General features: G+C 71.3%; 26 protein-coding genes and 2 pseudogenes. 10 read left to right on the forward strand and 18 right to left on the reverse strand.

The genetic code is table 11. The features are described from left to right. The first annotated feature begins 129 nt into the window (after positions 1-129). Positions 130-354 carry a dodecin gene (locus OG329_RS03835; protein WP_405792796.1) on the forward strand — a complete coding sequence of 75 codons (225 nt, stop codon included), beginning with the start codon at positions 130-132 and terminating at the stop codon, positions 352-354. 67 nt (positions 355-421) lie between these two features. Here OG329_RS03835 and OG329_RS03840 read toward each other — a convergent pair whose 3' ends face one another. Further along, a complete protein-coding gene (locus tag OG329_RS03840; RefSeq protein ID WP_405792797.1) occupies positions 422-928 on the reverse strand; it encodes an HAD family acid phosphatase in 507 nt (168 codons plus the stop codon). 58 nt (positions 929-986) lie between these two features. Between OG329_RS03840 and OG329_RS03845 the strand changes: the two genes are divergently transcribed. Beyond that, on the forward strand, positions 987-2,015 hold the full coding sequence (locus tag OG329_RS03845) for an LLM class flavin-dependent oxidoreductase (protein WP_405792799.1): 1,029 nt from the start codon (positions 987-989) through the stop codon (positions 2,013-2,015). A 39-nt stretch (positions 2,016-2,054) separates the two neighbouring features. On the opposite strand, the gene OG329_RS03850 is transcribed toward OG329_RS03845, so the two are convergent. Genes OG329_RS03850 through OG329_RS03860 form a run of 3 tightly spaced genes read right to left on the reverse strand, consistent with a single transcriptional unit; the run spans position 2,055 to position 5,531 of the window. After that, the gene (locus OG329_RS03850; protein WP_405792801.1) at positions 2,055-2,801 is read right to left on the reverse strand and encodes a succinate dehydrogenase/fumarate reductase iron-sulfur subunit; all 747 of its coding nucleotides are present in this window, start codon (positions 2,799-2,801) and stop codon (positions 2,055-2,057) included. Next, entirely contained in the window at positions 2,798-4,762 is a 1,965-nt protein-coding gene (locus OG329_RS03855) for a fumarate reductase/succinate dehydrogenase flavoprotein subunit (protein ID WP_405792803.1), read from the reverse strand. The genes OG329_RS03850 and OG329_RS03855 overlap by 4 nt, the downstream gene beginning before the upstream one ends. 1 nt (position 4,763) lies before the next feature. Beyond that, entirely contained in the window at positions 4,764-5,531 is a 768-nt protein-coding gene (locus tag OG329_RS03860) for a succinate dehydrogenase cytochrome b subunit (protein WP_405792804.1), read from the reverse strand. Positions 5,532-5,626: 95 nt separating this feature from the next. On the opposite strand from OG329_RS03860, the gene OG329_RS03865 reads away from it, so the two are divergent. Next, positions 5,627-6,574, forward strand: coding sequence for a LysR family transcriptional regulator (locus OG329_RS03865; protein WP_405792806.1), 948 nt, complete (start codon positions 5,627-5,629; stop codon positions 6,572-6,574). Positions 6,575-6,659: 85 nt separating this feature from the next. Here OG329_RS03865 and OG329_RS03870 read toward each other — a convergent pair. The 5 genes and pseudogenes from OG329_RS03870 to OG329_RS03890 form a co-directional block, all read right to left on the reverse strand. Next, positions 6,660-7,895 (reverse strand): annotated as a pseudogene (locus tag OG329_RS03870) (putative bifunctional diguanylate cyclase/phosphodiesterase); the annotation flags it as partial. A 120-nt stretch (positions 7,896-8,015) separates the two neighbouring features. After that, positions 8,016-8,963 (reverse strand): annotated as a pseudogene (locus tag OG329_RS03875) (PAS domain S-box protein); the annotation flags it as partial. Beyond that, positions 8,963-9,775, reverse strand: coding sequence for an SAM-dependent methyltransferase (locus tag OG329_RS03880; RefSeq protein WP_405792808.1), 813 nt, complete (start codon positions 9,773-9,775; stop codon positions 8,963-8,965). The gene OG329_RS03880 and the pseudogene OG329_RS03875, both read right to left, overlap by 1 nt. A 205-nt stretch (positions 9,776-9,980) precedes the next feature. Then, on the reverse strand, positions 9,981-10,934 hold the full coding sequence (locus OG329_RS03885) for an SCO0930 family lipoprotein (RefSeq protein WP_405792809.1): 954 nt from the start codon (positions 10,932-10,934) through the stop codon (positions 9,981-9,983). Positions 10,935-11,123: 189 nt separating this feature from the next. After that, positions 11,124-11,693, reverse strand: coding sequence for a hypothetical protein (locus OG329_RS03890; protein WP_405792811.1), 570 nt, complete (start codon positions 11,691-11,693; stop codon positions 11,124-11,126). 62 nt (positions 11,694-11,755) lie between these two features. On the opposite strand from OG329_RS03890, the gene OG329_RS03895 reads away from it, so the two are divergent. Continuing rightward, positions 11,756-12,520, forward strand: coding sequence for a hypothetical protein (locus tag OG329_RS03895; RefSeq protein WP_405792813.1), 765 nt, complete (start codon positions 11,756-11,758; stop codon positions 12,518-12,520). A gap of 209 nt (positions 12,521-12,729) precedes the next feature. Further along, positions 12,730-13,302: a hypothetical protein gene (locus OG329_RS03900; RefSeq protein ID WP_405792815.1), complete on the forward strand. Its 573-nt coding sequence runs from the start codon at positions 12,730-12,732 to the stop codon at positions 13,300-13,302. 107 nt (positions 13,303-13,409) lie between these two features. On the opposite strand, the gene OG329_RS03905 is transcribed toward OG329_RS03900, so the two are convergent. Continuing rightward, on the reverse strand, positions 13,410-13,895 hold the full coding sequence (locus tag OG329_RS03905) for a hypothetical protein (protein WP_405792817.1): 486 nt from the start codon (positions 13,893-13,895) through the stop codon (positions 13,410-13,412). A 321-nt stretch (positions 13,896-14,216) separates the two neighbouring features. On the opposite strand from OG329_RS03905, the gene OG329_RS03910 reads away from it, so the two are divergent. Then, positions 14,217-14,876, forward strand: coding sequence for a class F sortase (locus OG329_RS03910; protein ID WP_405792818.1), 660 nt, complete (start codon positions 14,217-14,219; stop codon positions 14,874-14,876). Positions 14,877-14,941: 65 nt separating this feature from the next. Here OG329_RS03910 and OG329_RS03915 read toward each other — a convergent pair whose 3' ends face one another. Then, positions 14,942-15,799, reverse strand: a complete 858-nt coding sequence (locus tag OG329_RS03915; RefSeq protein WP_405792820.1) for a polysaccharide deacetylase family protein — start codon at positions 15,797-15,799, stop codon at positions 14,942-14,944. 230 nt (positions 15,800-16,029) lie between these two features. Here OG329_RS03915 and OG329_RS03920 point away from each other — a divergent pair, with 230 nt between their 5' ends. Next, positions 16,030-16,491 (forward strand): universal stress protein, encoded by a 462-nt coding sequence (locus tag OG329_RS03920; RefSeq protein ID WP_405792822.1) that lies wholly within the window; start codon positions 16,030-16,032, stop codon positions 16,489-16,491. Positions 16,492-16,515: 24 nt separating this feature from the next. Here OG329_RS03920 and OG329_RS03925 read toward each other — a convergent pair whose 3' ends face one another. Then, entirely contained in the window at positions 16,516-17,718 is a 1,203-nt protein-coding gene (locus tag OG329_RS03925) for a CapA family protein (protein WP_405792824.1), read from the reverse strand. A 270-nt stretch (positions 17,719-17,988) separates the two neighbouring features. Here OG329_RS03925 and OG329_RS03930 point away from each other — a divergent pair, with 270 nt between their 5' ends. After that, the gene (locus tag OG329_RS03930; protein WP_405792825.1) at positions 17,989-18,567 is read left to right on the forward strand and encodes a sigma-70 family RNA polymerase sigma factor; all 579 of its coding nucleotides are present in this window, start codon (positions 17,989-17,991) and stop codon (positions 18,565-18,567) included. Here the strand turns inward: OG329_RS03930 and OG329_RS03935 are convergent. Further along, positions 18,504-18,863 carry a zf-HC2 domain-containing protein gene (locus tag OG329_RS03935; protein WP_405792827.1) on the reverse strand — a complete coding sequence of 120 codons (360 nt, stop codon included), beginning with the start codon at positions 18,861-18,863 and terminating at the stop codon, positions 18,504-18,506. The genes OG329_RS03930 and OG329_RS03935 overlap by 64 nt on opposite strands. Here OG329_RS03935 and OG329_RS03940 point away from each other — a divergent pair. After that, positions 18,811-19,356 (forward strand): hypothetical protein, encoded by a 546-nt coding sequence (locus tag OG329_RS03940; RefSeq protein ID WP_405792828.1) that lies wholly within the window; start codon positions 18,811-18,813, stop codon positions 19,354-19,356. The two genes, OG329_RS03935 and OG329_RS03940, sit on opposite strands and share 53 nt — an antisense overlap. Positions 19,357-19,403: 47 nt before the next feature. Here the strand turns inward: OG329_RS03940 and OG329_RS03945 are convergent, their stop codons facing one another. The 4 genes from OG329_RS03945 to OG329_RS03960 all read right to left on the reverse strand — a co-directional run bounded on the left by OG329_RS03945 (position 19,404) and on the right by OG329_RS03960 (position 23,349). After that, complete coding sequence (locus tag OG329_RS03945) at positions 19,404-20,600, reverse strand: sensor histidine kinase (RefSeq protein ID WP_405792829.1); 1,197 nt, start codon at positions 20,598-20,600, stop codon at positions 19,404-19,406. Continuing rightward, entirely contained in the window at positions 20,597-22,084 is a 1,488-nt protein-coding gene (locus OG329_RS03950; protein ID WP_405792831.1) for a cation acetate symporter, read from the reverse strand. The genes OG329_RS03945 and OG329_RS03950 overlap by 4 nt, the downstream gene beginning before the upstream one ends. Continuing rightward, the gene (locus tag OG329_RS03955; RefSeq protein WP_405792833.1) at positions 22,081-22,443 is read right to left on the reverse strand and encodes a hypothetical protein; all 363 of its coding nucleotides are present in this window, start codon (positions 22,441-22,443) and stop codon (positions 22,081-22,083) included. Before OG329_RS03955 ends, OG329_RS03950 begins: the two co-directional genes overlap by 4 nt. Before the next feature lie 156 nt (positions 22,444-22,599). Next, positions 22,600-23,349, reverse strand: coding sequence for a LytR/AlgR family response regulator transcription factor (locus OG329_RS03960; RefSeq protein ID WP_405792835.1), 750 nt, complete (start codon positions 23,347-23,349; stop codon positions 22,600-22,602). A gap of 102 nt (positions 23,350-23,451) precedes the next feature. Here OG329_RS03960 and OG329_RS03965 point away from each other — a divergent pair, with 102 nt between their 5' ends. Next, complete coding sequence (locus tag OG329_RS03965; protein WP_405792837.1) at positions 23,452-24,126, forward strand: zf-HC2 domain-containing protein; 675 nt, start codon at positions 23,452-23,454, stop codon at positions 24,124-24,126. 46 nt (positions 24,127-24,172) lie between these two features. On the opposite strand, the gene OG329_RS03970 is transcribed toward OG329_RS03965, so the two are convergent. Then, positions 24,173-25,039 (reverse strand): Fpg/Nei family DNA glycosylase, encoded by an 867-nt coding sequence (locus OG329_RS03970; protein WP_405792839.1) that lies wholly within the window; start codon positions 25,037-25,039, stop codon positions 24,173-24,175. Positions 25,040-25,077: the final 38 nt, after the last annotated feature.

The following is a 25,077-nucleotide window of genomic DNA, read 5'->3' on the forward strand; positions in this document are numbered from 1 at the left end:
AGGTGACCGGTCAAGCCCCACCCCCCTGCGCGAGGTCCTGACGACGCCCTTGTCCTGCCGCGCGCGGCGCCGCGCGGTGGGGCACGGTGGAGTGACACCGCGACCGGCGCGGAGAGGAGAACGACCCCCATGAGCAACCACATCTATCGGGTCAGCGAGATCTACGGCACCTCCGAGGTGGGCGTGGACGAGGCCATCCGTAACGGAATCGGCCGGGCGTCCCAGACCCTGCGGGGGCTGGACTGGTTCGAGGTCACGCAGGTCCGCGGCCATATCGTCGATGGCCAAATCGAGCACTACCAGGTCGGGCTCAAGGTCGGCTTCCGCCTGGAGGACGGCGAATCGGCGGGCTGAGTCCGGCCTTCCGGCCCCGGCCCCGGGCGGCAGCCCCGGGCGGCGGGCTGACCCTCGTCCGGCACGCTCAGGTACGTCCCTCGCGCTCCTGGCCGTCCCTCAGCGCCTGCGACGTGCTCGCCCAGCGGGCGCGTACGACCCGGAATCCCGCACGCTCCACCGCGTCGCACACCAGCTCGTCATCGTCCACGAGCATGCGGATCCCCCGCTTGGCGGCCAGCTTGCGCAGCCGCTCCACCTTGGTGGTGCGGGCGGGCCTGCGGTCGTGGTTACGGCGCATGAACACCTGGCCGTCCGGCAGACCGTTCGCCCGCAGCCAGGTCAGCGTGTCGTCGCGGCAGCGCTCGGGACGGCCGGTCAGATAGACGATCTCGCACTCCTCGGCGCATTTGAGAACCAGCGCCACCCCCTCGGCCAGCGGTGTGTCCGCCCCCGCCGCGCCGAAGAAGCCGTCCCAGTCCTTCGGGACGGCCTCCAGAAAGTGCTGGCGGTGCGCGGTCTCGGCGAGCGTCCCGTCCAGATCGAATACGGCCAGTGGTCTCTTGTCGTCCGTCGCACGCCTGTTGTCCGTCACACGCCCAGCCTAAGGAAGCGCCGGGGAATCCTCGCGCCGAGTCGCTGTTGAACAAGATGTGACGTCAGTGATCGCGAACACCCGGTTCTCCGTACTCGACCGCTCCCGCACCCGTGAGGGCCGAGGCGCCCCCGAAGCGCTGCGCGACACCGTGCGCCTCGCGCGGCGGGTCGAAGCGCTCGGCTACCACCGCTTCTGGGTCTCCGAGCACCACAGCGTGCCCGGTGTCGCGGGCTCGGCGCCCACGGTCCTGGCGGCGGCCGTGGCCGCCGCGACGTCCACGATCCGCGTCGGTACGGGCGGGGTGATGCTCCCCAACCACCGGCCGCTCGTCGTGGCCGAGCAGTTCGGGGTCCTTCAGTCGCTGTTCCCCGGCCGGATCGACATGGGTCTGGGGCGCTCCGTGGGCTTCACCGACGGGATACGCCGGGCGCTCGGCAAGGACAAACACGATGTCGAGGACTTCGCCGAGCGCATCGAGGAGCTGCTCGGCTGGTTCACCGGCGGGCAGAAGCTCTACCCGCAGGTCCACGCTCTGCCCGCCGAGGGCCTGCGGCCTCAGCCGTACATCCTGGCCATGGGCGAGGGCGCGGACATCGCCGCGGCGGCCGGTCTGCCCATGGTCGTGGGCGATCTGCGCGGCCCGGACCGCATGCTGCGGGCCGTGGAGCGTTACCGCGCCACCTTCCGCCCGTCCGCCTGGTCGGACCGCCCGCACGTGATCATCGCGGGGACGGTCGCGGTCGCCGCGAGCGAGGAGGAGGCGCGCCGGCTGCTGATCCCCGAGTCCTGGTCGATGGCCCACTCCCGTACCCGCGGCGTCTTCCCACCGCTCGCGCCGGCCGAGCGGATCGAGACACTGACGATGACCACGAAGGAGCGGGAGCTCTACGAGTCGGGGCTGCGCGGCCATGTCCAGGGCACCGCAGAACAGGTCGCCGAGGCCCTGGAGTCGGTGATCAAGGAAAGCGGCGCGGACGAGGTGCTGGTGACGACCAGCACGTACGACCGCGACGCGCTCCTGGACTCGTTCACCCGGCTGGCAAGGGTCGCGGGACTGGGCCGGGTCCCTGTCCCCAATCCGTGAGCCGATTGCGCGCGTTGAGGTCCGCGACGACGAGATGCCCTACCGCGCCACCTTGCGGGTCGCCCGCAGCCACTCCTTGTTCATCGCCGTGATCGACGGCAGCGGGATGCCCTTCGGGCAGGCCGTCGCGCACTCACCGGCCAGTGTGCAGCCGCCGAAGCCCTCGTCGTCCATCGTCGCGACCATGTCCAGGACCCGGGTCTCGCGCTCCGGGGCGCCCTGCGGCAGCACGTTGAGGTGGTTGACCTTGGCCGAGGTGAAAAGCATCGCCGAGCCGTTGGGGCACGCGGCCACGCACGCGCCGCAGCCGATGCACTCGGCGTGCTCGAACGCGAAGTCGGCGTCGGCCTTGGGCACGGGCGTGGCGTGGGCCTCGGGGGCGGAGCCGGTGGGGGCGCTGATGTAGCCGCCGGAGCCGATGATCCGGTCGAACGCCGAGCGGTCCACGACCAGGTCCTTGACCACGGGGAACGCCTCGGAGCGCCACGGCTCGACGTCGATCGTGTCGCCGTCGTCGAAGTGCCGCATGTGGAGCTGGCAGGTGGTGGTGCGTTCGGGGCCGTGCGCGTCGCCGTTGATGACGACACCGCAGGCGCCGCAGATGCCTTCGCGGCAGTCGTGGTCGAAGGCGACCGGGTCGTCGCCGTCGAGGATCAACTGTTCGTTGAGCGAGTCGAGCATTTCGAGGAACGACATGTCCTCGGAGATGCCGTCGATGTCGTACGTGACCATGGCGCCGGTGGCGTCGGCGGCGCTCTGCCGCCAGACGCGCAGGGTGAGCCTCATGCGTAGCTCCGCTGGGTGGGGTGGACGTACTCGAAGACGAGGTCTTCCTTGTGCAGGACGGGCGCGGTGCCGGTGCCGGTGAACTCCCAGGCCGCGGCGTACGAGAAGACGTCGTCGCGCCGCTCCGCCTCGCCGCCCTCGGTCTGCGACTCCTCACGGAAGTGGCCGCCGCAGGACTCCGCGCGGTGCAGTGCGTCGAGGCACATCAGCTCGGCGAGTTCCAGATAGTCGACGATGCGATTGGCCTTCTCCAGCGACTGGTTGAACTCCTCACCGGTGCCCGGCACCTTGATGCGGCGCCAGAACTCCTCGCGGATCTGCGGGATCCGGTCCAGCGCCTTGCGCAGTCCGATCTCGCCGCGCGCCATCCCGCAGTGCTCCCAGAGCAGTTCGCCGATCTCGCGGTGGAAGGAGTCGGGGGTGCGGTCGCCGTCGACGGCGAGCAGCAGCCGCAGCCGGTCCTCGGTGTCGGCGACGGCTTCGGCGACCGCCGGGTGGCTGTCGTCGACCGTGTCCTGGTGCGGGTTGCGGGCGAGGTAGTCGTTGATGGTGGAGGGCAGCACGAAGTAGCCGTCGGCGAGGCCCTGCATCAGGGCGGAGGCGCCGAGCCGGTTGGCGCCGTGGTCGGAGAAGTTGGCCTCGCCGATCGCGAACAGCCCCGGCACGGTGGTCTGGAGGTCGTAGTCGACCCACAGTCCGCCCATCGTGTAGTGGATCGCCGGGTAGATGCGCATCGGCACCTGGTACGGGTCCTCGGCGGTGATGCGCTCGTACATCTCGAAGAGGTTGCCGTACTTCTCCTCGACGGCCCCCCGGCCGAGCCGGCGGATCGCGTCGGCGAAGTCGAGGTAGACGCCCTGCCCGCCGGGGCCGACGCCACGGCCCTCGTCGCAGACGTTCTTCGCGGCGCGCGAGGCGATGTCGCGCGGGACGAGGTTGCCGAAGGAGGGGTAGATCCGCTCCAGGTAGTAGTCGCGCTCGTCCTCGGGGATCTCGGCGGGCGGGCGGGTGTCGCCGTGTGCCTTCGGCACCCAGATCCGGCCGTCGTTGCGCAGCGACTCGCTCATCAGGGTGAGCTTGGACTGGTGGTCGCCGGAGCGCGGGATACAGGTGGGGTGGATCTGGGTGAAGCAGGGGTTGGCGAAGTGCGCGCCGCGCCGGTGGGCGCGCCAGACCGCGGTGGCGTTGCTGTTCTTGGCGTTGGTCGACAGATAGAAGACGTTGCCGTAGCCGCCGGACGCGAGGACGACCGCGTCGGCGAAGTACGTGGAGATCTTGCCGGAGATCAGGTCGCGGGCGACGATGCCGCGCGCCCGGCCGTCGACCACGATCAGGTCCAGCATCTCGGTGCGCGGATGCATCTCGACGGTGCCGGCGGCGATCTGCCGCGACAGCGCCTGGTAGGCGCCGAGCAGCAGTTGCTGGCCGGTCTGGCCACGGGCGTAGAAGGTACGGGAGACCTGGACGCCGCCGAAGGAGCGGGTGTCGAGGAGGCCGCCGTACTCACGGGCGAAGGGCACGCCCTGGGCGACGCACTGGTCGATGATCTCCACGGAGATCTGGGCGAGCCGGTGGACGTTGGACTCGCGGGCCCTGAAGTCGCCGCCCTTGACGGTGTCGTAGAACAGGCGGTGGATGGAGTCGCCGTCGTTGCGGTAGTTCTTCGCGGCGTTGATACCGCCCTGGGCGGCGATGGAGTGGGCGCGGCGCGGTGAGTCCTGGTAGCAGAACTGGACGACGTGGTAGCCCTGTTCGGCGAGGGTGGCGCCGGCCGCGCCGCCCGCGAGTCCGGTGCCGACGACGATGACCGTGTGCTTGCGGCGGTTGGCCGGGTTGACCAGCTTGGCCTCGAAGCGGCGGGTGTCCCAGCGCTCGGCGACGGGCCCGGCCGGGGCCTTGGTGTCGGCGAGGGGTTCGCCGGTCGAGTAGTCGGTGTACGTGGGCGGGAGGCGGTCGTCCATATCAGCTCACCAGTCCGGTCATGACGCCTACGGGCAGGGAGAGGAAGCCGACGGTCAGCACCAGCGCGAGGCTGTTGGCCATGATCTTCAGTACCCGGTCACGGGTGGCGCTGCCCATGCCGAGGGTCTGTGCGGCGCTCCAGAAGCCGTGCCGGATGTGCAGTCCGAGGGCGAGCATCGCGGTGATGTAGATGACGTTGCCGTACCAGGTGGAGAAGGTGGCGACGACGTTCTCGTACGGGTGGCCCGGCTGGGCGTTCTCGTTGACGGTGAGCGTCGTGAGGTCCAGCAGGTGCCAGATGACGAACAGCACCAGGATGATGCCGCCCCAGCGCATGGTGCGCGTCGCGTAGCTCGCGCGGCGGCGCTTGTGTACGTAGGCGGTGGGGCGGGCGGCGATGTCGCGGCGGCTGAGCTGGTAGGCGCACACGCCGTGCAGGATGACGGCGGCGAGCAGGACGACGCGGACGATCCACAGGCCCCACTCGTGGTGGAGGACGGGCGCGCCCATGGTCCGCAGCCAGTCCCCGTAGTCGTTGAACTCGCCGGGGCCGAAGAAGATCTTCATGTTGCCCAGCAGATGCAGGACGAGGTAGCCGAGCAGGATCAGGCCGCTGACGGCCATGACGGCCTTCTTGCCGACCGTGGAGCCCCAGAGGGTGCCGAGCAGGGAGGGCCGCTTGCCGGGACGACCGCCGGCCGGCCCGCCGGGGGCCTTCCGGCCCGCCTTCCGGTCCGCCCGTTTGTCCGTACGCGTTGCCAGAGCCATGACACGCACGCTAAGGCGGCGTACACCGAGAGGTCCAAGACATGGTTCGGCTCATGTCCATAGGCTGCGCCTATCGTGGTGTCTATCATGGCCGGATGCAGTTCCAGCAGCTCGTCTATTTCGTCGCCGTCGCGGAGACCCTGCACTTCACCCGCGCCGCCGAGCGGGTGCATGTCTCGCAGCCCTCGCTCTCGCAGCAGATCCGGGCCCTGGAGAAGGAGCTGGGTGCCGAGCTGTTCGGCCGGGCGCGGGGCAATGTCGCGCTCACCGACGCGGGCGAGGCCCTGCTGCCGACGGCCCGGCGGATCCTCGCCGACGCGGAGACCGCGCGCCACGAGGTGCAGGAGCTGGTCCAGTTGCGGCGCGGCCGGGTGCGGCTCGGCGCGCCCCCGAGCCTGTGCACCGGTCTGCTGCCCGAGGTCCTGCGCGCCTTCCACGACCGGCACCCAGGCATCGAGCTGCTGATCGAGGAGAGCGGTTCGCACGATCTCGTACGGGAACTGGCGCGCGGCGCCCTGGACTTCGCCCTGGTGGTGCTCCCGCTGCCGACCCCGTCACCGGCTCTGACGACGGTCGAGCTGCTGCACGAGGACCTGGTCGTGGTCTCCTCGGCGGGGGCGCCCGGCCCACGCCGGCCGGTGCGGATCTCCGATCTCCAGAGCGAGCAGTTGGTGATGTTCCGGCACGGTTACGACCTGCGGGAGCTGACCGTCGCCGCCTGCCGGGCCGAGGGGTTCGAGCCGACGTTCACCGTCGAGGGCGGCGAGATGGACGCCGTACTGGGATTCGTACGCGCCGGGCTCGGGGTGGCGGTGGTGCCGAGCATGGTGGCGCAGCAGGCGGGGCGCGATCTGCGGGTGACCCCGCTGGCGCCGCCGGGGCTGCGCCGTACGATCGCGCTCGCGCACCGCAGCGACGTCCCGCCGCCGCGGGCCGCGCGCGAGCTGCAGAAGGTGCTGTTCAGCGCGCGGGCGCCCGGCGCCACGGGCGGCGCGGGCGGGAGCGGCCGTACGGCGCGGAGCGGGCGCGCCGCGCCCGGCTGAACAGGCGGCCGGCACACCCTGTCGCCGACCGCCGCCGCCTCAGCCTCAGCGGCCCAACTGCCGCCCGCCGGAACCGCGTACGGCGTCAGACCGCGTCGGCCAGCGACAGGGTGTGCAGCATCTCCGGCGGGCCCGGCCGCGCGTAGTACCAGCCCTGCGCCGTGTCGCAGCCCAGCCTTCGCAGATGGTCGGCCTGTGCCCCGGTCTCCACGCCCTCCACCGTCACGGCCAGTTCCAGGCCGTGCGCCAGGGAGACGATCCCCTCGACGATCTTGAGATCGACCGGGTCGGCCGGGTGCTGCTGCATTCCCTGCGTGAAGGAACGGTCGAGCTTGAGCACACTCACCGGCAGTCTGCGCAGATTCGCGAGGTTCGAGTAGCCGGTGCCGAAGTCGTCCAGCGCGATGTCCACGCCCATCTCGGCGAGCTGCCGCAGCGGCTTGAGCAGATCCTCGTCCGCGCCGATCAGCGCGGACTCGGTGACCTCCAGGCAGAGCGAGCCGGGCGCGAGGCCGACCCGCTCCAGCACCTCCACCGTGTCGGCGACGAGCCCGGGGTGGTGCAGTTGGGCGGGCGAGAGGTTCACGTTGATGCGCAGCGGTCCCGCGAAGGTACCGGCCGCCAGCTCCTCCTGCCACGCCCTGGCCTGCCGTACGGACTGCTCGAGCACCCAGCGCCCGAGCGGCACGATCAGCCCGGTGTGCTCGGCGAGCGGGATGAACCGGTCGGGGCCGAGCACGCCGTGGGTCGGGTGGCTCCAGCGCACCAGCGCCTCGGCGCCGTACACCGTTCCGTCGGCGAGACACACCAGCGGCTGGTACTCGATGAAGAACTCGCCGCGCTCCAGGGCGGTCGGCAGCGCCGTGGTGAGCCCGTGCCGGGTGATGGCGCGGGCGTCGGCCTCGGCGTCGGCGTGCTCGAACCGGTTGCCGCCCGCCGACTTGGCCCGGTACATCGTGATGTCGGCGCTGCGCAGCACCTCGGCGGCGGTGCACTCGCCCGCCGTGCCCTGCACGATGCCGATGCTGCCCCGGACGGTGAACTCGCGGCCGTCCAGGCTGATCGGGGCGGCGAGGGCGCCGAGGATGCGTGACGCGAGGTCGCTCACCTCGCGCGGTGAGTCGGGCCCCGTGGTCAGCGCGACGAACTCGTCGCCGCCGAGCCTGGCCACCATCTCGCCGGGCGCCGTGGCACAGCTCTGGAGCCGGTCGGCGACCTCGACCAGCATCCGGTCGCCGGCGGAGTGGCCGAGGCTGTCGTTGATCGCCTTGAAGCCGTCGAGATCGAGGTAGCAGAGGCCGAAGCGGGCCGGCTGCCCGGTGTCCGGCGCGCCGTCCTTCGGCGTCCCCTTCGTCGTGCCCTTCGTCGTGCCCTTCGTCGTACCCTTCCCCGTCCCCGTCGTCCCCGTCGCGCCGCCGTCCTTCGCCGGCTCCCTGACGGGGGTGAGCGCCTTCTCCAGCCGCTCGAAGAACAGCGTCCTGTTGGGCAGTCCGGTCAGGGCGTCGTGGGTCGCCTCGTAGCGCAGCCGCAGATTGAGCAGCCGCCGCTCGGTGGTGTCCTCCAGCAGCACCAGTTGGTACTGCGGCACTCCGTCGACGTCCCGGAGCAGCGAGACCGTCAGATTGGTCCACAGGACGGTGCCGTCGTTGCGGAAGAACGGCTTCTCCGTACGAAGGCTCTCGCGTTCGCCGCGTATCAGCTCGCCGTGCATCCGCCAGACCTGCGGTATGTCGTCGGGGTGCACCCACTCGCTGACGTTCCTGCTGCGGACATGGTGTTCGAGGCCGCCGAACATCCGGGTGAGGGTGTCGTTGACCTCCAGCACATGGCCGTCGAGGTCGGCGATGCCGATACCGATCGCCGCGCCCTCGAAGACCGCGCGGAAGCGGGCCTCCGTGGCGTGCAGCGCGTCCTCGGCGGCTCCGCGCGCCGCGAGCGCGGAGCGCGCGATGGCCTCCTGTTCGGCGAGGGTGCGTTCGCGCAGCGCCAGGGCGAACCCGGCGGCGAGCGCGTGCTGGAGCCGGGCGCAGCGCGCCCGCAGCTCCTCGGCGGCCAGTTCCCCGGCCGGATCGGCGCAGGCGCCGCAGTACAGCACCAGATAGGCGTCCACGACGCCCAGCGAGCGGGCGAGCGTCTCCGGGTCCGTGCAGTGCGCGGCCACCAGCGCGGCCCCGACGCCGTGCGCGGGCGTGGCGTCGAAGACGTCGTCGTGCAGAGCGTCCCTCAACCGGCGTGCCAGGGGCAGCAGATGCTGTTCGAACTCGGGTCGGGTCAGTGACGTGGCCGTCGCCGGGAAGATCGCCCGGCTCCAGATCGTCGCGAACCGCCTGAGCCGGTCCTCCAGTCCGTCCGGTTCCGCCGCTTCGTCGGGGACCTCCGCCGGCACCATCACGCCTTGCGTCCCACTCCGGCGAAGCCGGACAACGCGTACGGGTCCTCCTGGTCGACGGGGCCCTCAGGCCGCCAGTTCCCCATGGGCACCAGACCGGGCTCGACGAACTCGTAGCCGTCGAAGAACCGGGCGATCTCCTCGCGCGTCCGCATGACCAGCGGGTTGCGGATGTCCTTGTAGACGCCGACCGTGCCGGCGACCTGTTCCTGGGGCAGCGGGACGCCCGCGTACGCGGCGTGGCAGACGACGATGACGCTGCCGGGGGCAAGTGCCTCGGTCAGTTCGGCCACCGCCTGGAAGGGTTTGTCCTCGTCCTGGAGGAAGTGCAGGACGGAGATCAGCAGCAGACCGACCGGACGGCTGAGGTCGAGGAGCCCCCGGGTCTCGGGGCTGTCGAGGATGCGACGGGGCGCGCGGAGATCGGCGGACACCACGGCGGCGTGGGCGTTGCCGTCGAGCACCGCCTTGCTGTGTGCCACGGCGACCGGGTCGTGGTCGACGTACACCACCCTGGCGTCCGGGTCGGCCCCCTGGGCGACTTCGTGGACATTGCCGAACGTCGGAATGCCGGAGCCGATGTCGAGGAACTGGGTCACGCCCTCGCCGATGGCGAAACGGACGGCGCGGCGCATGAACGCCCGATTCGCCTGCATGATCTTGGGAAGTCCCGGCATGAACTCCATTGCCTTACGGGCCGCTTCCCTGTCCACTTCGAAATTGTGCGAACCGCCCAAATAGTAGTCATAAATGCGGGAAACGCTCGGCACCGATATGTCGATGCCCTGCGGTGCCCAGGCGGGACGCTCCATCGAGATCTCCAACAAGTCGCCACGGGGAACGGCCGTGCACATGGCCGGTGTTCGAGCCGAGGCTACTGATCGCCCGCCAAGAGAGCGAGCTGAAACGGAAATTTGCGGTCCGTTCTCGTCACACCCGAACCCTGGAACGCGAACGGTCCGCCGCCACGCACAGGGCGTGACGGCGGACTGTCCGGCCGGAGGCGCGACGTGGGGACTACTTGGGCGCTCCGACCAGCTTCGAGTCGGGCGCGACCGCGTACCAAGTGCCGCCGACGCCCTGACCATTGGTGTCACCGGGCTCGGCATCGCCGGCGAAGGTGTAGATGGGCCAGCAGTCGATGGTCTGCTGCTTGATTCCGTCGGGGCGGTCGAAGGTCACGAAGCCCTTCTTGATGATGCCTTCGGTGTCGTTCTTGTCGACCGGAGCGACCACCGGCCACTTTTCGAGGCAGGCGCCGGTGCAGGCGGTCTTCATCGGCCACGCACTGTCCTTCTTGAACCGATATACCGTCATACCCTTCGCGTCCACCACGATGTCGCCGAGCTTGGGGTCCTTTCGCACGGACAGTCCGGCGAGATCGGCCTCGGCTCCCCCGGCCGCGTCCTCGCCGGAGGCGCCGACGGCGGCCTTCTTCCCGTCCGGGGCGGCGGCGAACCAAGTGCCGCCCACGCCCTGCCCGTTGGCGTCACCGGGGTTGACGTCCTTGGCGTAGCGGTACATCGGCCAGCCGCCGAGCGTCAGTTGCTTGGTGCCATCGTCGCGGGTGACCTCTCCGATCTTCGACGCGTCGGTACCCGCCGCCGCCTTGACGTCGCCCGCGGCGACGACCGGCCACGCCTTCTCGCACTCGCCCGCACAGGTCGACCTGGGGGGCTCGGCGGTGTCGTTGTCGAACCGGTAGAGCGTCATGCCCTCACTGTCCGTGACGACCTCGCCGAGCTTCTTGCTGTCCCACACGGCCAGTTGACCCGCCGTCCTGGGCTCGGTCGCCGACTCGTCGCCGTAGCCGCCGTCCGCGCCGTAGCCGCCGTCGGCGGGTGCGGCGGGTGCGGCGGCGCCGACCGCCTGGCCGTTGGGGCTCTCACCCTTGTCCTGACCGCACGCCGTCGTCAGGGCCAGTACGGCCGCCGCGGTCACCGCGAGCGAGGCGTTCCGCCAGGTTTTCATGTCAACTCCCGTAGTTCGTAAGTCAGTTGAGGCGCCAGGGCCACGCCGTTCATGGCCCTAAGTACGCGGCGGGGGGTAAGGAGCGTTCAACGCGCTTCAAAGAATCTTCAGAAAGAAACAGGGAAAGCCCCTTTTCCCCACGATCAGGGGAATCCAGTTGCATTCCGGCACGCCGAGGACGGCGTTGATTCATGCTGCCGCCGTGAACCGATCACTTGTCGTGCGGACCCTCGCGGTCACCGGGCTCCTGTGGATATTCAGCACGCCCGTGCCGGCCGCCGCGAACGTCTGCGTCTCGGCCTGGACCGGGCCGGGCGGTACGGGCGCGGTCGTCGTCATCGGGGACGGGCCCTGCTGGCCCTCACCGCCGCCCTCACCGCCACCGCCTCCCGAACCCCCGCCACCGTCCCCGCCGCCCCCTCCGCCTCCTCCGCCTCCTCCGCCGCCGCCTCCCGAGCCCCCGCCGGAGAAACCCCCACCACCACCGCCACCGCCGCCCCGGGCCGAACCGGAGCCCGAGCCGACCGTGGCCGCCGAGCCCGCGCGCCTACCGCCACCACCGCGGCCCGCCGCGGACCCGCCGCCTCCGCCACCACCGGCCGCTCCCCCGCCGGTCCCCTCGCCTTCCCCGTCCACGCCCGCGCCGTCACCGGAGGCCGGTCCGCCGGAGGTACGGGCGGCCCTGCCCGCGTACAAGGCACCCGTGCGCAAGCAGCCGACGAACAGCACGTCGGCCGTGATGCTCATGCTCCTGCTCACGGCGCCCGCGGTCCTCGCCGCCGCCATCCTTCGCCCCCGTTCCCGCTAGCTGACGGAGACCCATGTCGGAATGGCTTGTCCTGACCATCGCGATGGCCGCCGCCTGCGCGGTCGTCGTGACCATCGTCCTGATCAACAACCGCCGCGTAGCGGCCGACGACGACCCCTCGGAGAGCCCTGACGTCCTCGAATACATGACGATGATGATCGGCGTGGTCTACGCGATCGTGCTGGGCCTGGCGATCGCCGGGGTCTGGGAGGCACGCGGCGGCGCCCAGGAGTCCGTACGCCAGGAGGCACAGGCCCTGCACGAGGTGCAGGCGCGGTCCGAGGTCTACCCGGCCGAGGTGCGCGACCGTATCCGGGGCGACGTCGACGCGTACGTCTCGTACGTGGTCCACAGCGAGTGGTCCTACATGTCGGAGAACAAGAGCCTCAGCGACAAGGGCACGGCGCTGCTGGAACAGGTCCGTCGCAGCGTCACCGACTACGTGCCCGCCGACGACCACGAGGCGCAGGCGTATCAGCCGCTGGTCGACCAGGTGGCGGCGGCCGACGACTCGAGAGGTGCCAGAGGGCAGAACGCGGGGGCGACGATGCCGGGGGTGGTCTGGTTCGGCCTGATCATCGGCGCCGTCGTGACGGTGGGGCTGATCTTCACGCTCCAGATCCGCCGGAGCTGGCGGGAGCTGCTGCTGGCGGGGCTGTTCAGCGCGCTGATCGCGTTTCTGCTCTTCCTGATCTGGGACTTCGACGCGCCGTACGGACGTGGCATCGCGGCGACGGCGGCCCCGTTCGTCGACCTGTTCCCGCACATCCGTACGTAGGTCCGTTCCGCTGTCGCCGGACGGGCCGCGAGCGCGGTCCGTCCGGCGATCGGGGACACACGGCCGGTCGGGTGACAGGACAACCCGTTCGCCCGACTGCGATCGCGGCTGTGGTAGGGCGCTCCTAGCGTGCCGGGTATCGAGGTGCATTTCCCGCCAACTGCGGAAATCAGTTCCGCACTGCCCCTCGGAGACCCGGAGGATTGTCCATGCGCGCGATACGTGCCGCGTCCGCCGCTCTGCTGGGAGCGGCCGCACTCGCACTGACTACGCCTGCCGTGGCCATGGCCACGGCGGCGGCCCCCGTCACACCTTTCGGTTTCGCCGTCACCCCGTCGGTGATCGCGGCCGGCGGCCAGGTGACCCTCACGGTCACCGGTTGCAGCAGCACCGCCACCGCCGAGTCCGGGGTGTTCGACGACACCCCCATCCCCTCCGGCGGATCGGCGCGCGCCACCATCTTCTGGGACGCCAAGCCCGGCGCGATGTACGAGGTGACCTTCACGTGCAACGGCGAGGAGGGCACCACCGACCTCACCATCGCGGGCGGCACCCCGGCCCCGACGCCCACGCCGACCCGGACGGTGACCGCTTCCCCGACCCGGACGGCGACCACCAGCTCCACCGCGATCGCGCCTCCCGGCGGCGTCAAGGGCGGGCTCGGCGGCAGCTTCATCGGCATGAACGGCACGGAACTGGCCATCGGCACCGGCCTGGTGGCCGCGGCGGCCGTCGGCACCGTCCTGGTCGTACGCCGTCGCTCGGCGAGCCGCCAGCACTGACCCTGTGTCCCCGTTTCCCCGTTCGCCCGACGCCCGACGCCCGACGCCCCAAGTCCTTTCCGGGACTTGGGGCGACGGGCGTTTCACCGTACGCAGCGAGCGGCCGGTCAGACGAGCGAGTTGCCCGCACGACGGCGACGGGCGATGAAGAAGGTGCCGCCGACCGCGGCCGTGCCCACGAGACCGGCGCCGACCGCCATCTCGGTCGAGCTGGGGCCGATGGAACCGCCGAGACCGCCCTCCGCGCCCTCGCCGGCCACCACCCGGAAGCGGTGGGTCGCGATGCGGCTGTTGTCGCTGCACTTGACGGAGAGGTTGTAGTCGCCGGGCGTGGCGTGGTTGTGGATACGGGCCCTGGCCTCCGAGTGGCCCGAAGCGTTCACCGAGAGCCGCGCCTTGGGGAAGGCGTTGGACGTGACATGACCGCCGTGGCCGCAGCCCTGGACGGAGATGTGCAACGTACCGCCCTGGTGGACGGAGAAGGGGTTGACGGTGATGTCCCTCGGGCCGTTGGTGGCCCCGGCCAGCGGGGCGGAGAGCGCCACGGCGGCGCAGGCCGCGGCAGTCACCGTGAGAGCGCGTGAAGCACGCATCGTTGAGCCTCCAGCGGAAGACGCCCCAAAGCGGTGCTCCGGGAGATTCGACGAGTACGCCCTCCATGACGAACCATCACCGGCCCGTACATTCGACGCATTTCGGCACTGGTCCACCCCGGTGAGGCGACACGCCGAAGGAAACCGAGCCCACCTGACGGACCCGCAGGTCACAGACCGTCAGAAGTTTTTATATGACGACTACTCGAATGGGGCATCAGCGCGGGCGCGAGCGCCCGCGCCACCCATTCGCCCTCCAGTTCTCGCCGACCCGGAGCCGCGCGCCTAGCGTGCGTATCAGGCGCCCACGAAGGGAGAAACATGGGCCAGGACCACAGCGGCTCGGAGTCGAGGAAACGCTCGCCCTGGGGCGTTCTGGCTCTTGTCATGCTCTCTGGTCTCGCACTGATGCGGAACGGGGCCGACGTATCCCTCGGACCGCCCCAGCCGGCCTCGGCGGCGGCACTGGACAGCCGGCGGGAAGCGGTGACCGAGCCCGCGTCCGTCCCCATCGTGAAGCCGCTGCCGTACGCCCCCATGTCGCGCGTGGCGATCCCCTCCATCAAGGTCGACGCGCCCGTGATGGACGTGGGACTCGACCCGGAGGGCTGGATCGCCGCCCCGCCGCCGCAGGACCCGAACATGGCGGGCTGGTACCAGAACGGCGTCGCCCCCGGCCAGCGCGGCACCGCGGTCGTCGTGGGCCATGTCGACAACCAGGCGGGCCCCGCGGTCTTCTACGGTCTCGGCTCGCTGAGCAAGGGCGAGCACATCGAGGTCACGCGCTACGACGAGCGGGTGGCGGTGTTCGAGATCTACGGCGTGGAGGTCTTCTCCAAGAACGACTTCCCGGGGGCGCGGGTGTACGGCGACACCGGCCACTCCGAACTGCGCGTGATCACCTGCGGCGGCGGCTACTCGAAGGCGGGCGGCTACGACGGCAACGTCGTGGTCTTCGCCCGGCTGGTGGAGACCCGCTGAGCGCGCCGGCCCGCCCCCGTGCGTGGCGGGTGGAGCGGCGCGGTCCGCACCACCCACCACGCGCGTCAGGGCCTCGGTACGGTGATGCCGTACCCGCCCTCCAGCAGCTCGGGCAGATAGCGCCGCAGCGCGGCCACGCTCTGCGAGCGGTCGCCGCCCGCGTCGTGCGACAGCACCACGACTCCCGGCCCCGCCCCGTCGAGCACCCGGCGGACGATCTTCCCGGTGCCCGGTGACTTCCAGTCCAGGGTGTCGACGGTCCAGGCGAGCGGTTCCATGCCGAGGTCGGCGCCGATCCTGAAGGTGTGCCGGTTCCAGGAGCCGTACGGGGCGCGGAACCAGACCGGCGGACGGCCCAGCGTCCGTTCGATCACCTCGCTGGTGCGCTCCATCTCCGTACGGATACGGGCGGGCCGCAGCTTCGGCAACTCCGGGTGCGACCAGGTGTGGTTGCCCACGATGTGCCCGTCGTCGGCCATCTCGCGCAGCAGGTCCGGCTGGACCGCGGCCATCTCGCCGCAGACGAAGAACATCGCCCGTACGTCGTGCGCGCGCAGCGTCTCAAGGATGCCGGGGGTGTAGTGGGGGTCGGGCCCGTCGTCGAAGGTGAGCACCATCGAGTGGCCGAGGTCCGGCATCTCGAGGAAGGGCTCGGTGCGCACGGGCAGGTGGGCCGGGTGGTACTCGGGCGGTTGGAACTCCGTCATGGGGCTCAGCCTGTAGGCCGAGGGCACGCGGGGCAATGCCGCGGGCGGTCCGGCCGCCGGGGCACCCGCGGCCGGGGTGCCGGTCGCCGGACGGCCCGGCGTGTGGGCCTCGCCCGCGGTCAGCAGCCGGGTCAGGCCGACGGCCCCGAGGACGGCGGCGACACGCAGCGCGGCCCGGCGCCCCGGGATCATCTGGTCCTTTTTGATGGCTTCCATGGCCAATGGCTCGCACGGCCGGTGTCTCCGGCGCCTCACCGACACCGGGGAGCATGGGGAAAACACCCGATGGGATGAGCGGATGAGCGTCAGCCGCCCCGGACCACAGCAGGTCGATCTCCCGCCCTCCTCGGCCGCCACCGGCCGCCGGCCAGGCCGCGAGCGAGGACGAACGGGCCTTCTGGCACACCCCTGATGGGCCGCCGTAGGGGAGCCGGTAGCCTCCAGGCGTGACGGATCAGCAGCCCTCCCCCTTCGAACGCGGCACGGACGGCCCCAAGGTGATCGTCGCCGGTGTGGACGGCTCCGAGTCGTCCCTGCGCGCGGCGGCGTACGCCGGTGGTCTCGCCCGGCGCCAGAACGCCCTGCTCGCGATCGTGTACGTGCAGCCGCTGATGTCGTCGGGCGCGGCGCTCGGGGCCCCGGTCTCCGACACGACCGACGAGATCGCCGAGGGTCTGGCGGAGGAGATCCGTACGAGCGCCGAGCGGGTCAGAGGGATCTGGGACGTCCGCTGGGAGTTCCACACCCTGCGCGGTGACCCCTACAACGGGCTGGTCACGGCGGCCGACGACCTGAAGGCGGACGCCGTGGTGGTGGGCGCCTCCGAGTCGGCGGGGCACCGCTTCATCGGCTCGGTGGCGGTGCGGCTGGTCAAGGCGGGCCGCTGGCCGGTGACGGTCGTTCCGTAGTACGGACCGGGGTCCGGCTTCGGCTCAACGGCCCGTCGTGAGGCCGTCGTCGGCGGCGCCGCGCCCCAGGACCGCCGCCTCGATCGCTGTCCGCGTGGTCCGGTAGTCGTCCCTGGTCGGGTCCGCGTCCAGCGCCCGGGGCAGATTGACCACCCGTCCGACGCTGTTGTCCATGGTCTGCGGGATGAACTCCGCCTTCGTCACCGGCCAGCGCTCCCCCTCGGCGGCGGGCGGTTCGAAGGTGAAGCGGCCGATCGTGCCCTGGGTGCCGCGTGGGTCGGACTGTCCGGCGTTGTTGATCATCTCGCCGGCGATCTGGTCGCCCATGCCGTAGACGATCCAGGTGCCGTTGACCTTCTCGTACGCCTGCGGGACATGGGCGTGCGTGCCGATGATCAGGTCGATGTCGGGGCGGTCCCCGGTCCTGGCCGCGGTGAGGCGCTCACCGAGGTCCAACTGCCGCTCGTCGGGCGCCGTCTGCCACTCCGTACCCCAGTGGAGGCTGACGACGACAACGTCGGCGCCCGCCGCGCGGGCGGCCCGCGAGTCGGCGAGGATCTTCTCCTCGTCGATGAGGTCGACCGCCCAGGGCTGCCCTTCGGGCAGCGGCTTGCCGTTGGTGTCGTAGGTGTACGCCAGTTGGGCGACCTTCGCGCTGCCGGCGTCGAGCAGCGCGGGCCGGGTGTCCTCCTCAGGAGAGCGCGCCGAGCCGGCGTGTTTCACCCCGGCCCTGTCGAGCGCGCCGAGGGTGCGGCCGATGCCTTCGGCGCCGGCGTCCAGGGTGTGGTTGGACGCGGTGGAGCAGGAGTCGTAGCCGGTCGCCCTGAGCGCGGTGGCGATCTCGGGCGGTGACGCGAACGAGGGGTAGCCGGTGAAGGGTCCGCCTTCGGGGCCGTACACCGTCTCCATGTGACAGATCGCCACATCGGCGGCCGAGACGACGGGCTTCACCCCGGCGAGCATCGGTACGAAGTCGTGGCCGGCGCCGCCCGCGTCGGCGTTGGCGCGGCTGATGACGGAGTCGTGCGGCAGGACGTCCCCGGAGGCGACGAGCGTGAACCCGCCCCGTGGTGCGGCGCCGCCGGCCGCCGAAGGGCCGGACCCGGCGGCGCTTCCGGCGGGCCGGTCGGCGGCCGGGTCGGCGGTGCCAAGGCCGGCGCATCCCGCCGTCGTACCGAGCAGCAGGGCGGCCGTGGCCACCGCGCCGTATCGCATGCGCGTCGTCATCGGTCAGGCTCCTTCTTCGACAAGGAAGGCGACCAAGCGGTCAAGGCATGCATTCTTCATATTAATGTGATTAACGCTACAGACACGGCGAAGTACCTGAAATGGACGAAACGGATCGACCGAACCGTTCACCGCACCACTCGCCGCGCGGAGCGACCGCTCGTCGCAGACCCTTGTGAGCCGTCTGTCGCCGGACGTACCGGATGCGTTCCGATACGCCAACGGCACCCACGCCGACGGCAGCGACCTCCGCGAGAAGGGACGTTCACGATGACCACCGCCACGGCCACGGCGACGACCGACGAGCGGGCGCTGGCGGAGTTGCAGCGCGACCACGGCCCGGCGCTGTTCCACTTCCTGCTCGGCCTGACCTACGGCGACCGGCAGCGCGCCGAGGATCTGCTCCAGGAGACGCTGGTACGCGCCTGGCAGCACCCCGAGGCGTTCGAAGGCCCCTACGAGTCCATGCGGCCCTGGCTGTTCACCGTGGGCCGCCGCCTGGCGATCGACGCCCGCCGCTCACGCCTCGCCCGCCCCACGGAGGTCAGCGACGGCGTCCTCGAAGCCACTCCGGAGCCCGGCGACCACACGGAGCGCTCCGTCGCCGCGCTCGACGTCCGCCAGGCGGTGAAGTCGCTGAGCCCGGAGCACCGCGCCGTGCTCGCGCAGATCTACTTCAAGGGGCTGAGCGTGGTCGAGGCCGCGCAGGTGCTCGGTATCCCGGCCGGCACCGTCAAGTCCCGCTCCTACTACGCGCTGCGCGCCCTCGGCCGCTCGCTGCCCGGCTACCACAGGTCCTTCTCGTCGAAGAGTGCGAGGAGCGCCGCGCCATCGGCCACCTCCGCATAGGCGGCGGCGCACCTCGCGCAGCCTTCCAGATGCCCGGCGACGAGCCGGTCCTCCTCGGGTGTGAGAGCTCCCAGCGCGTAGGCACCGAGCTGCGATCGCACATGCGGGTCACCGCCGGCCTCACCCGTCACAATCGCCTCCGGTCCGCTGTCCGATCCTGCTCTTCTGGCCACGCTGGGCACCGGCCGCCGGTTCAATGCTCCGTGAAGCTGCGTCCACGCAGGGGAAGGAAGGCGGAAAACAATGCGTCCGGAACGACATGACGAAGGCGGTGGTGGCGGCCTGCTCGTCCCCATGGCATGGATGTACGCGGAGTACGTCGCCGACGACCTGCTGCGCACCGGCGATCTGATGCCGCCCACCACACTGGAGTACCGGGCGGGCCGCGACGCACTCGCCCTGACCATCTTCCTGTCCGACGGGGCGGTCGGCGGGCCCGGCGGTGTGGCGCGCATGGACGAGTGGCGGACGCTGACCGAGTACGGCACCGGCTGGCGTGAATGGGTCTGTCACCAGCTCGACCTGCTGGAGACCCGGGTGTTCCAGGCGGAGCGCACCGGCACCGCCCATCCCGACCCGGATCTCGAACTGGCGCTGGCCGCCTGGCGGTGGCTGGAGGAGACCGAACTGCTGGCGCCGGATCTCGACGCGATGGGCGCGCCGGGCGGCGGTCCCCTCGTGGCGGGCGGCCGGGGCGCGGGGCTGAACGAGGAGGAGGGACCGCAGGTGTGGACCCCGGCGTGGCAACTCGGGCTGCCGCTGGGGCATCTGGCGATCCATCTGTTCTGAAACGGCACGCGCCGCCGGTGTTCCCGGTCGCCGCCTCCGCCCGCCGCTCACGTGCCGTGCACGCCCGCGCGGTACTTGGGGATCCGTACCGCGATCCGCATGCCCGCCCCCACCCCCGTCTCGATGACGAGCCCGTAGTCGTCCCCGTAGACCTGGCGCAGCCGCTCGTCCACGTTGAGCAGTCCGATGCCCGTGGACAGACCGCCCTCGCCGCGCAGGATCCGGCGCAGCCGCTGCGGGTCCATCCCCACCCCGTCGTCCTCGATCACGACCTCCGCCTCGGCGCCCGCGTCGAGCGCGCTGATGGTGATGTGACTCATCGTGATCTTGCCTTCGAGACCGTGCTTGACGGCGTTCTCGACGAGCGGCTGAAGACACAGGAACGGCATCGCGACCGGCAGCACCTCGGGGGCGACCTGGAGGGTGACCGACAGGCGGTCGCCGAAGCGGGCCCGGACGAGAGCCAAGTACTGGTCGATGGAGTGCAGTTCGTCGGCGAGGGTGGTGAAGTCCCCGTGTCTGCGGAACGAGTAGCGGGTGAAGTCGGCGAATTCCAGGAGCAGTTCACGGGCTCGCTGGGGATCGGTCCGCACGAACGAGGCGATCGCCGCCAGTGAGTTGAAGATGAAGTGCGGTGAGATCTGGGCCCGCAGCGCCTTGATCTCCGCCTCGATCAACTGCGTGCGGGAGCGGTCGAGTTCGGCGAGTTCGAGCTGTACGGAGACCCAGCGGGCGACCTCGCCCGCCGCCCGCGCGAGGACGGCCGACTCCCGTGGCGCGTACGCGACGAGGGTGCCGAGCACCCGGTGGTCGACGGTCAGCGGCACGGCGACGCCCCAGCGCAGCGGGCAGTCCAGATCGCCGCAGCCGCTGGCGAAGGCGGTGTCGCGCCCGCTGGCGAGCAGCGCCTGCACATGGTCCATCACATGACTGCCGTGGTGCTCGCCGAGGCCGTCCCAGGCGAGCACCCGGTCCCGGTCGGTGAGGCACAGCGCGTCCGTCCCCAGCAGTGAGCGCAGCCGGCGGGCGGCCTTGCCCGCGCTCTCCTCGGTGAGTCCGGCGCGCAGGGGCGGGGCGGCGAGCGACGCGGTGTGCAGCGTCTCGAAGGTCGCGTGCTCGACGGGCGTACCGACATCGCTGGTGCGGTCCGGGCGGCCGGGTGCGCTGCGGCGGCCGAGCACGAAGCCCGCGGCGGGCAGCAGCACGCCGAGCACGATCAGTACGGTGAGGGCGGCGCCGCTCATCGGGGGCCTCCGCGGGCTCGGGGCATCAGGGCCTCCGGCAGATGGAAACGGGTCATGGCGGCCTTGGTCCCCGGCGGTATCCGCGAGCGCGTGGCCAGCGACACCAGGATCATCGCGAGGAACCCGACGGGCACCGACCAGACGGCGGGCCAGGCGAGCAGCGCGTGCGGCCAGCCCGACCGTACGGCGCCGCTGAACGTGATCCCGATGGACACCAGCGCCGAGCCACCGCCGAGCAGCAGTCCGGCGATCGCGCCGGGCGGGGTCAGCCGCCGCCACCAGATGCCGAGGACCAGCAGCGGGCAGAACGACGACGCGCACACGGCGAAGGCCATCGCGACGGCGTCCGCCACCGGCATACCGCTGACCAGCAGCGAGCCGCCGAGCGGTACCAGGATCGCGAGCAGTGTGGCCAGCCGGAAGTGCCGTACGCCGCGCGAGGGCAGCACGTCCTGGGTGAGCACCCCGGCGACGGCCATGGTCAGTCCGGAGGCGGTGGACAGGAACGCGGCGAAGGCGCCGCCCGCGACGAGCGCGCCGAGCAGATCGCCCGCCGTGCCGCCGATCACCAGATCGGGCAGCAGCAGCACGGCGGCGTCGGCGTCGTCGCCGAGGGCGGGCGCGGGCGCGTACAGCCGACCGAGCGCGCCGTAGACCGGCGGCAGCAGATAGAAGCCGCCGATCAGGGCGAGTACGACGACGGTGGTGCGGCGGGCCGCCCGGCCGTTGGGGCTGGTGTAGAAGCGGACCACGACATGCGGCAGGCCCATGGTGCCGAGGAAGGTGGCGACGATCAGCCCGTACGTCGCGTACATCGGGTGGTCCGCGCGGCTCGACATCTCGGTCAGGTCGAAGTCGATCGCGGGCCGCCCGTCGCCCTGCCAGGCCAGCAGCAGGAAGATCGCCGGAACGAGCAGGGCCGTGAGCTTGAGCCAGTACTGGAAAGCCTGCACGAAGGTGATGCTGCGCATGCCGCCCGCCGCGACGGCCACCACCACGACGACCGCGACGAGAACGGCGCCGAACCAGTTCGGCGCGCCGGTCAGGATCTCCAGCGTCAGTCCCGCGCCCTGGAGTTGGGGCACCAGATAGAGCCAGCCGGCGCCGACGACCAGCACGCTGACCACCCGCCGGGCGGGGCGGGACTCCAGGCGTCCTTCCGCGAAGTCGGGCAGGGTGTACGCGCCGGAGCGGCGCAGCGGGGCGGCGACGAAGATCAGCAGGACCAGATAGCCGGCGGTGTAGCCGACCGGATACCAGAGCATGTCCGGGCCGTGCAGCAGGAGCAGTCCGGCGATGCCGAGGAAGGAGGCGGCGGAGAGGTATTCGCCGCTGATCGCGGCGGCGTTGAGGCCGGGCCGCACCGTGCGCGAGGCCACGTAGAAGTCGGAGGTGGTGCGCGAGATGCGCAGGCCGAAGCCGCCGACGAGGACGGTGGTGACCACGACGACGGCGACGGCCGTCACCGTGTAGCTCTGGCTCACGGCAGCGGCCGGCCCTTCACGAGCCGGGCGAAGTCCCGCTCGTTGCGCTCCGCGCGCCGCACGTACCACCAGGCGAGCAGGGTCAGCAGCGGATAGGCGGCGACGCCGAGCACCACCCAGACGACGGTGGAGTCGCCCACCGCGGCGAAGGCGAGCGGGAGTGTGCCGACGACCGCGGCGAGCAGCGCGAACGCGGTGAGTCCGGCGCGGAGCTGGCTGCGCATGAGGGAGCGGACGTAGGCGTCGCCGAGTGCGGTCTGCTCGTCGATCTCGGCCTGGGCGCGGTAGCGGGGCAGTGGGCGTACGCGGCGGGGTTCACCGGTGACGACCTCGCGCTTGGGGTGGGATTCCGCGGTCATCGTCTCCCCTCCCCCGGGCGTCGCGCGTTGTTCCGGTGCCAGGGCCGGAGTCTAGGCAGACCGTCAAGGCGGAGGGAAGCCCCGGCACATCACCGCCCGCCCTGCGAAGGGCCTGGTCAGCGACGGTCGGCAGCGGTCAGGGCGGGCCGAAGGCGGTCAGCGGCCGGGCTGGCGCATCAGCAGATCGCGCAGGGCTCTGGAGTGCCGCCTGCTGACGGCGAGTTCCGCGTCGCCGACACGCACGCTCATCGCACCGGCGTCGAGGCGCAGTTCGTCGATGCGGGCGAGGGCGACGAGATGCCGGCGGTGGATCCGTACGAAGCCACGCGAGCGCCAGCGCTCCTCCAGGGTGGTGAGCGGAATACGCACCAAATGGCTGCCGGTGTCGGTGTGCAGTCTGGCGTAGTCGCCCTGCGCCTCGGCGTAGACGATGTCGGCGACGGGGACGAAGCGGGTCACGCCACCGAGTTCGACGGGGATCTGATCGGTGGACGTGTCCACGACGGGGCCGCGCTCCCCCACCAGTTCGGCGACCCGCCGCACGGCCTCGGCCAGCCGCTCCCGGCGGACGGGCTTGAGCACATAGTCGACGGCCTTGAGGTCGAACGCCTGGACGGCGAAGCCCTCGTGGGCGGTGACGAAGACGATCAGCGGGGGTTCGGCGAAACCGGCGAGGAGCTTGGCGACGTCCAGTCCCGTCAGCCCCGCCATGTGGATGTCGAGGAAGACGACGTCGACGGCGGCCGGGTCGTCCGGACCGGCGTCGAGGGCGGCACCGATACGGCGCAGCGCCTCGGTCGCGCTCGTGGCGCCCTCGGCGCTGCGGATCCGCGGGTCGGCGCGCAGGAGGTACAGCAACTCTTCGAGGGCGGGCGCTTCGTCGTCCACGGCCAGTACACGCAGCATGACGCGGAAGTTTAAGTGCTTCGCCGCGTGGTGGGCCCGCATCGGCGGGCGGAGAAGGGCGCGGGCTTGAGTGATTCGCCGTCTCGCCCCGTATCAGGAGGCATGCGGACCCCGGAGATCGAGATCCATCGCGACGTCGGCGCCTACGCGCTCGGCGTCCTCGACGCGCGTGACGCCTTCCGCTTCGAGGACCATCTCATGGACTGTCCGCACTGCACACTGCTGTTGGGCGATTTCCACGGGGTGAAGGGTCAGCTCGACGAGTACACGCGGCAGACCCCCGCGCGGGTGGCGCCCTTCGTGTCGGTGGGGCCGGAGTTGCTGCACCGGATGCTCGAAGGGACGGCCGCGCGGCGGCGGTCGAGCCGCAGACGGCGTCTCGCCCTGCTCGCGGCGGCGATGGTGATCGCGGTGGGCGGCCCGTTCGCGATCGTGGACGCGCAACGGGGCGGCGGCTCCCCGGCGCTGCCGACGGCCGAGCGGTGGACGGCGACGGACCGCGGGACGGGGACGGCGGCCGTGGTGACCGCGGCGGAGCGGAGCTGGGGCACGGATGTCGCGCTGGAGCTGTCGAAGTCGGCGGTGAGCGGGGTGTGCGCGCTGGTGGCCGTGGGGCGTGACGGTTCGCAGGAGACCGTGATGACCTGGTCCGCCCGCGCGGGGGGCGACGGTCCGATGGTCACGTGGGGCGGCGCCGCGCTGCGGCCGTACGAGATCGACCGGTTCGAGGTGCGTACGGCGGCGGGCGACCGGCTGCTGACGGTACGGGGCGGGTGACGGCCGCCTTCGTACGGAGGTGCTGCCGTACGTGCGTGAGTGGCTCCTACTTGAGGAACCGGGACGTCCTGCGGTCGGCGAGCGGTTTGCCGCCCGTCTGACACGTCGGGCAGTACTGGAGCGAGGAGTCCGCGAACGAGACCGACCTGATGGTGTCGCCGCAGACGGGGCAGGTCTCACCGGCCCGGCCGTGCACCCGCAGACCGCTCTTCTTCTCGGCCTTGAGCCGGCCGGCGGCGACGCCGCGCGAGCGCTCGATCGCCGCGTCGAGCGTCGAGCGCATCGCGTCGTAGAGGACGGTGATCTCGTCGTCGGTCAGATGGTGGACCGGTTTGAAGGGCGACATCTTCGCCGCGTGCAGGATCTCGTCGCTGTACGCGTTGCCGATGCCCGCGATCAGCCGCTGGTCCCGCAGGGCGCCCTTGAGCTGCCGTCGCTCCCCCGCGAGCAGGGCGGCCAGGGCGTCGCGGTCGAAGGAGTCGGCGAGCGGGTCGGGGCCGAGGCTCGCGATGGCGGGCACGTCCGCCGGGTCCCGTACGAGATGGACGGCGAGGCGCTTGGTGGTGCCCGCCTCGGTCAGGTCGAAGCCGTCGCCCTCGGCCAGGACGGTACGCAGGGCGAGTGGGCCCTTGCCCGGTCGCGGCATGGTCGCGGGGAACTCGTCCTTCCAGCGCAGCCAGCCCGCGCGGGCCAGATGGATCGCGAGATGCAGGCCGGACCCGCCCGCGACGATGTCGAGCCACTTGCCGTACCGGTCGATCCCGGTGACGGTGGCGCCCTGAAGGGCGGCGAGCGGTGGGTCGTACGTCTTCAGGACGTTGATCGTCAGGGGCAGGACGCGGACGATCTCCTTGCCGACCAGATGGCCGTCGAGGAATTCTCTCAGCGCTTCGACTTCGGGTACTTCCGGCATGCCTCAAGCGTGCCGCAGCACCGGGGCGAACGCCCGGC

Origin of the sequence: Streptomyces sp. NBC_01506 (assembly GCF_045040295.1) — a bacterium.
In the GTDB taxonomy this organism is placed as follows: Bacteria; Actinomycetota; Actinomycetes; order Streptomycetales; family Streptomycetaceae; genus Streptomyces.

Bases quoted from the DNA above. Each gene is read 5' to 3' on its own strand.
- OG329_RS03910 (WP_405792818.1), top strand. From the start codon at position 14,217: ATGGGCCAGGACCACAGCGGCTCGGAGTCGAGGAAACGCTCGCCCTGG.
- OG329_RS03855 (WP_405792803.1), bottom strand. From the start codon at position 4,762: ATGGACGACCGCCTCCCGCCCACGTACACCGACTACTCGACCGGCGAA.
- OG329_RS03945 (WP_405792829.1), bottom strand. From the start codon at position 20,600: ATGAGCGGCGCCGCCCTCACCGTACTGATCGTGCTCGGCGTGCTGCTG.
- OG329_RS03885 (WP_405792809.1), bottom strand. From the start codon at position 10,934: ATGAAAACCTGGCGGAACGCCTCGCTCGCGGTGACCGCGGCGGCCGTA.
- OG329_RS03970 (WP_405792839.1), bottom strand. From the start codon at position 25,039: ATGCCGGAAGTACCCGAAGTCGAAGCGCTGAGAGAATTCCTCGACGGC.
- OG329_RS03915 (WP_405792820.1), bottom strand. From the start codon at position 15,799: ATGGAAGCCATCAAAAAGGACCAGATGATCCCGGGGCGCCGGGCCGCG.
- OG329_RS03925 (WP_405792824.1), bottom strand. From the start codon at position 17,718: ATGACGACGCGCATGCGATACGGCGCGGTGGCCACGGCCGCCCTGCTG.
- OG329_RS03965 (WP_405792837.1), top strand. From the start codon at position 23,452: ATGCGGACCCCGGAGATCGAGATCCATCGCGACGTCGGCGCCTACGCG.
- OG329_RS03880 (WP_405792808.1), bottom strand. From the start codon at position 9,775: ATGGAGCGTCCCGCCTGGGCACCGCAGGGCATCGACATATCGGTGCCG.
- OG329_RS03905 (WP_405792817.1), bottom strand. From the start codon at position 13,895: ATGCGTGCTTCACGCGCTCTCACGGTGACTGCCGCGGCCTGCGCCGCC.
- OG329_RS03860 (WP_405792804.1), bottom strand. From the start codon at position 5,531: ATGGCTCTGGCAACGCGTACGGACAAACGGGCGGACCGGAAGGCGGGC.
- OG329_RS03935 (WP_405792827.1), bottom strand. From the start codon at position 18,863: ATGGGGACGAGCAGGCCGCCACCACCGCCTTCGTCATGTCGTTCCGGA.
- OG329_RS03955 (WP_405792833.1), bottom strand. From the start codon at position 22,443: ATGACCGCGGAATCCCACCCCAAGCGCGAGGTCGTCACCGGTGAACCC.
- OG329_RS03900 (WP_405792815.1), top strand. From the start codon at position 12,730: ATGCGCGCGATACGTGCCGCGTCCGCCGCTCTGCTGGGAGCGGCCGCA.
- OG329_RS03930 (WP_405792825.1), top strand. From the start codon at position 17,989: ATGACCACCGCCACGGCCACGGCGACGACCGACGAGCGGGCGCTGGCG.
- OG329_RS03850 (WP_405792801.1), bottom strand. From the start codon at position 2,801: ATGAGGCTCACCCTGCGCGTCTGGCGGCAGAGCGCCGCCGACGCCACC.
- OG329_RS03865 (WP_405792806.1), top strand. From the start codon at position 5,627: ATGCAGTTCCAGCAGCTCGTCTATTTCGTCGCCGTCGCGGAGACCCTG.
- OG329_RS03895 (WP_405792813.1), top strand. From the start codon at position 11,756: ATGTCGGAATGGCTTGTCCTGACCATCGCGATGGCCGCCGCCTGCGCG.
- OG329_RS03940 (WP_405792828.1), top strand. From the start codon at position 18,811: ATGCGTCCGGAACGACATGACGAAGGCGGTGGTGGCGGCCTGCTCGTC.
- OG329_RS03960 (WP_405792835.1), bottom strand. From the start codon at position 23,349: ATGCTGCGTGTACTGGCCGTGGACGACGAAGCGCCCGCCCTCGAAGAG.
- OG329_RS03835 (WP_405792796.1), top strand. From the start codon at position 130: ATGAGCAACCACATCTATCGGGTCAGCGAGATCTACGGCACCTCCGAG.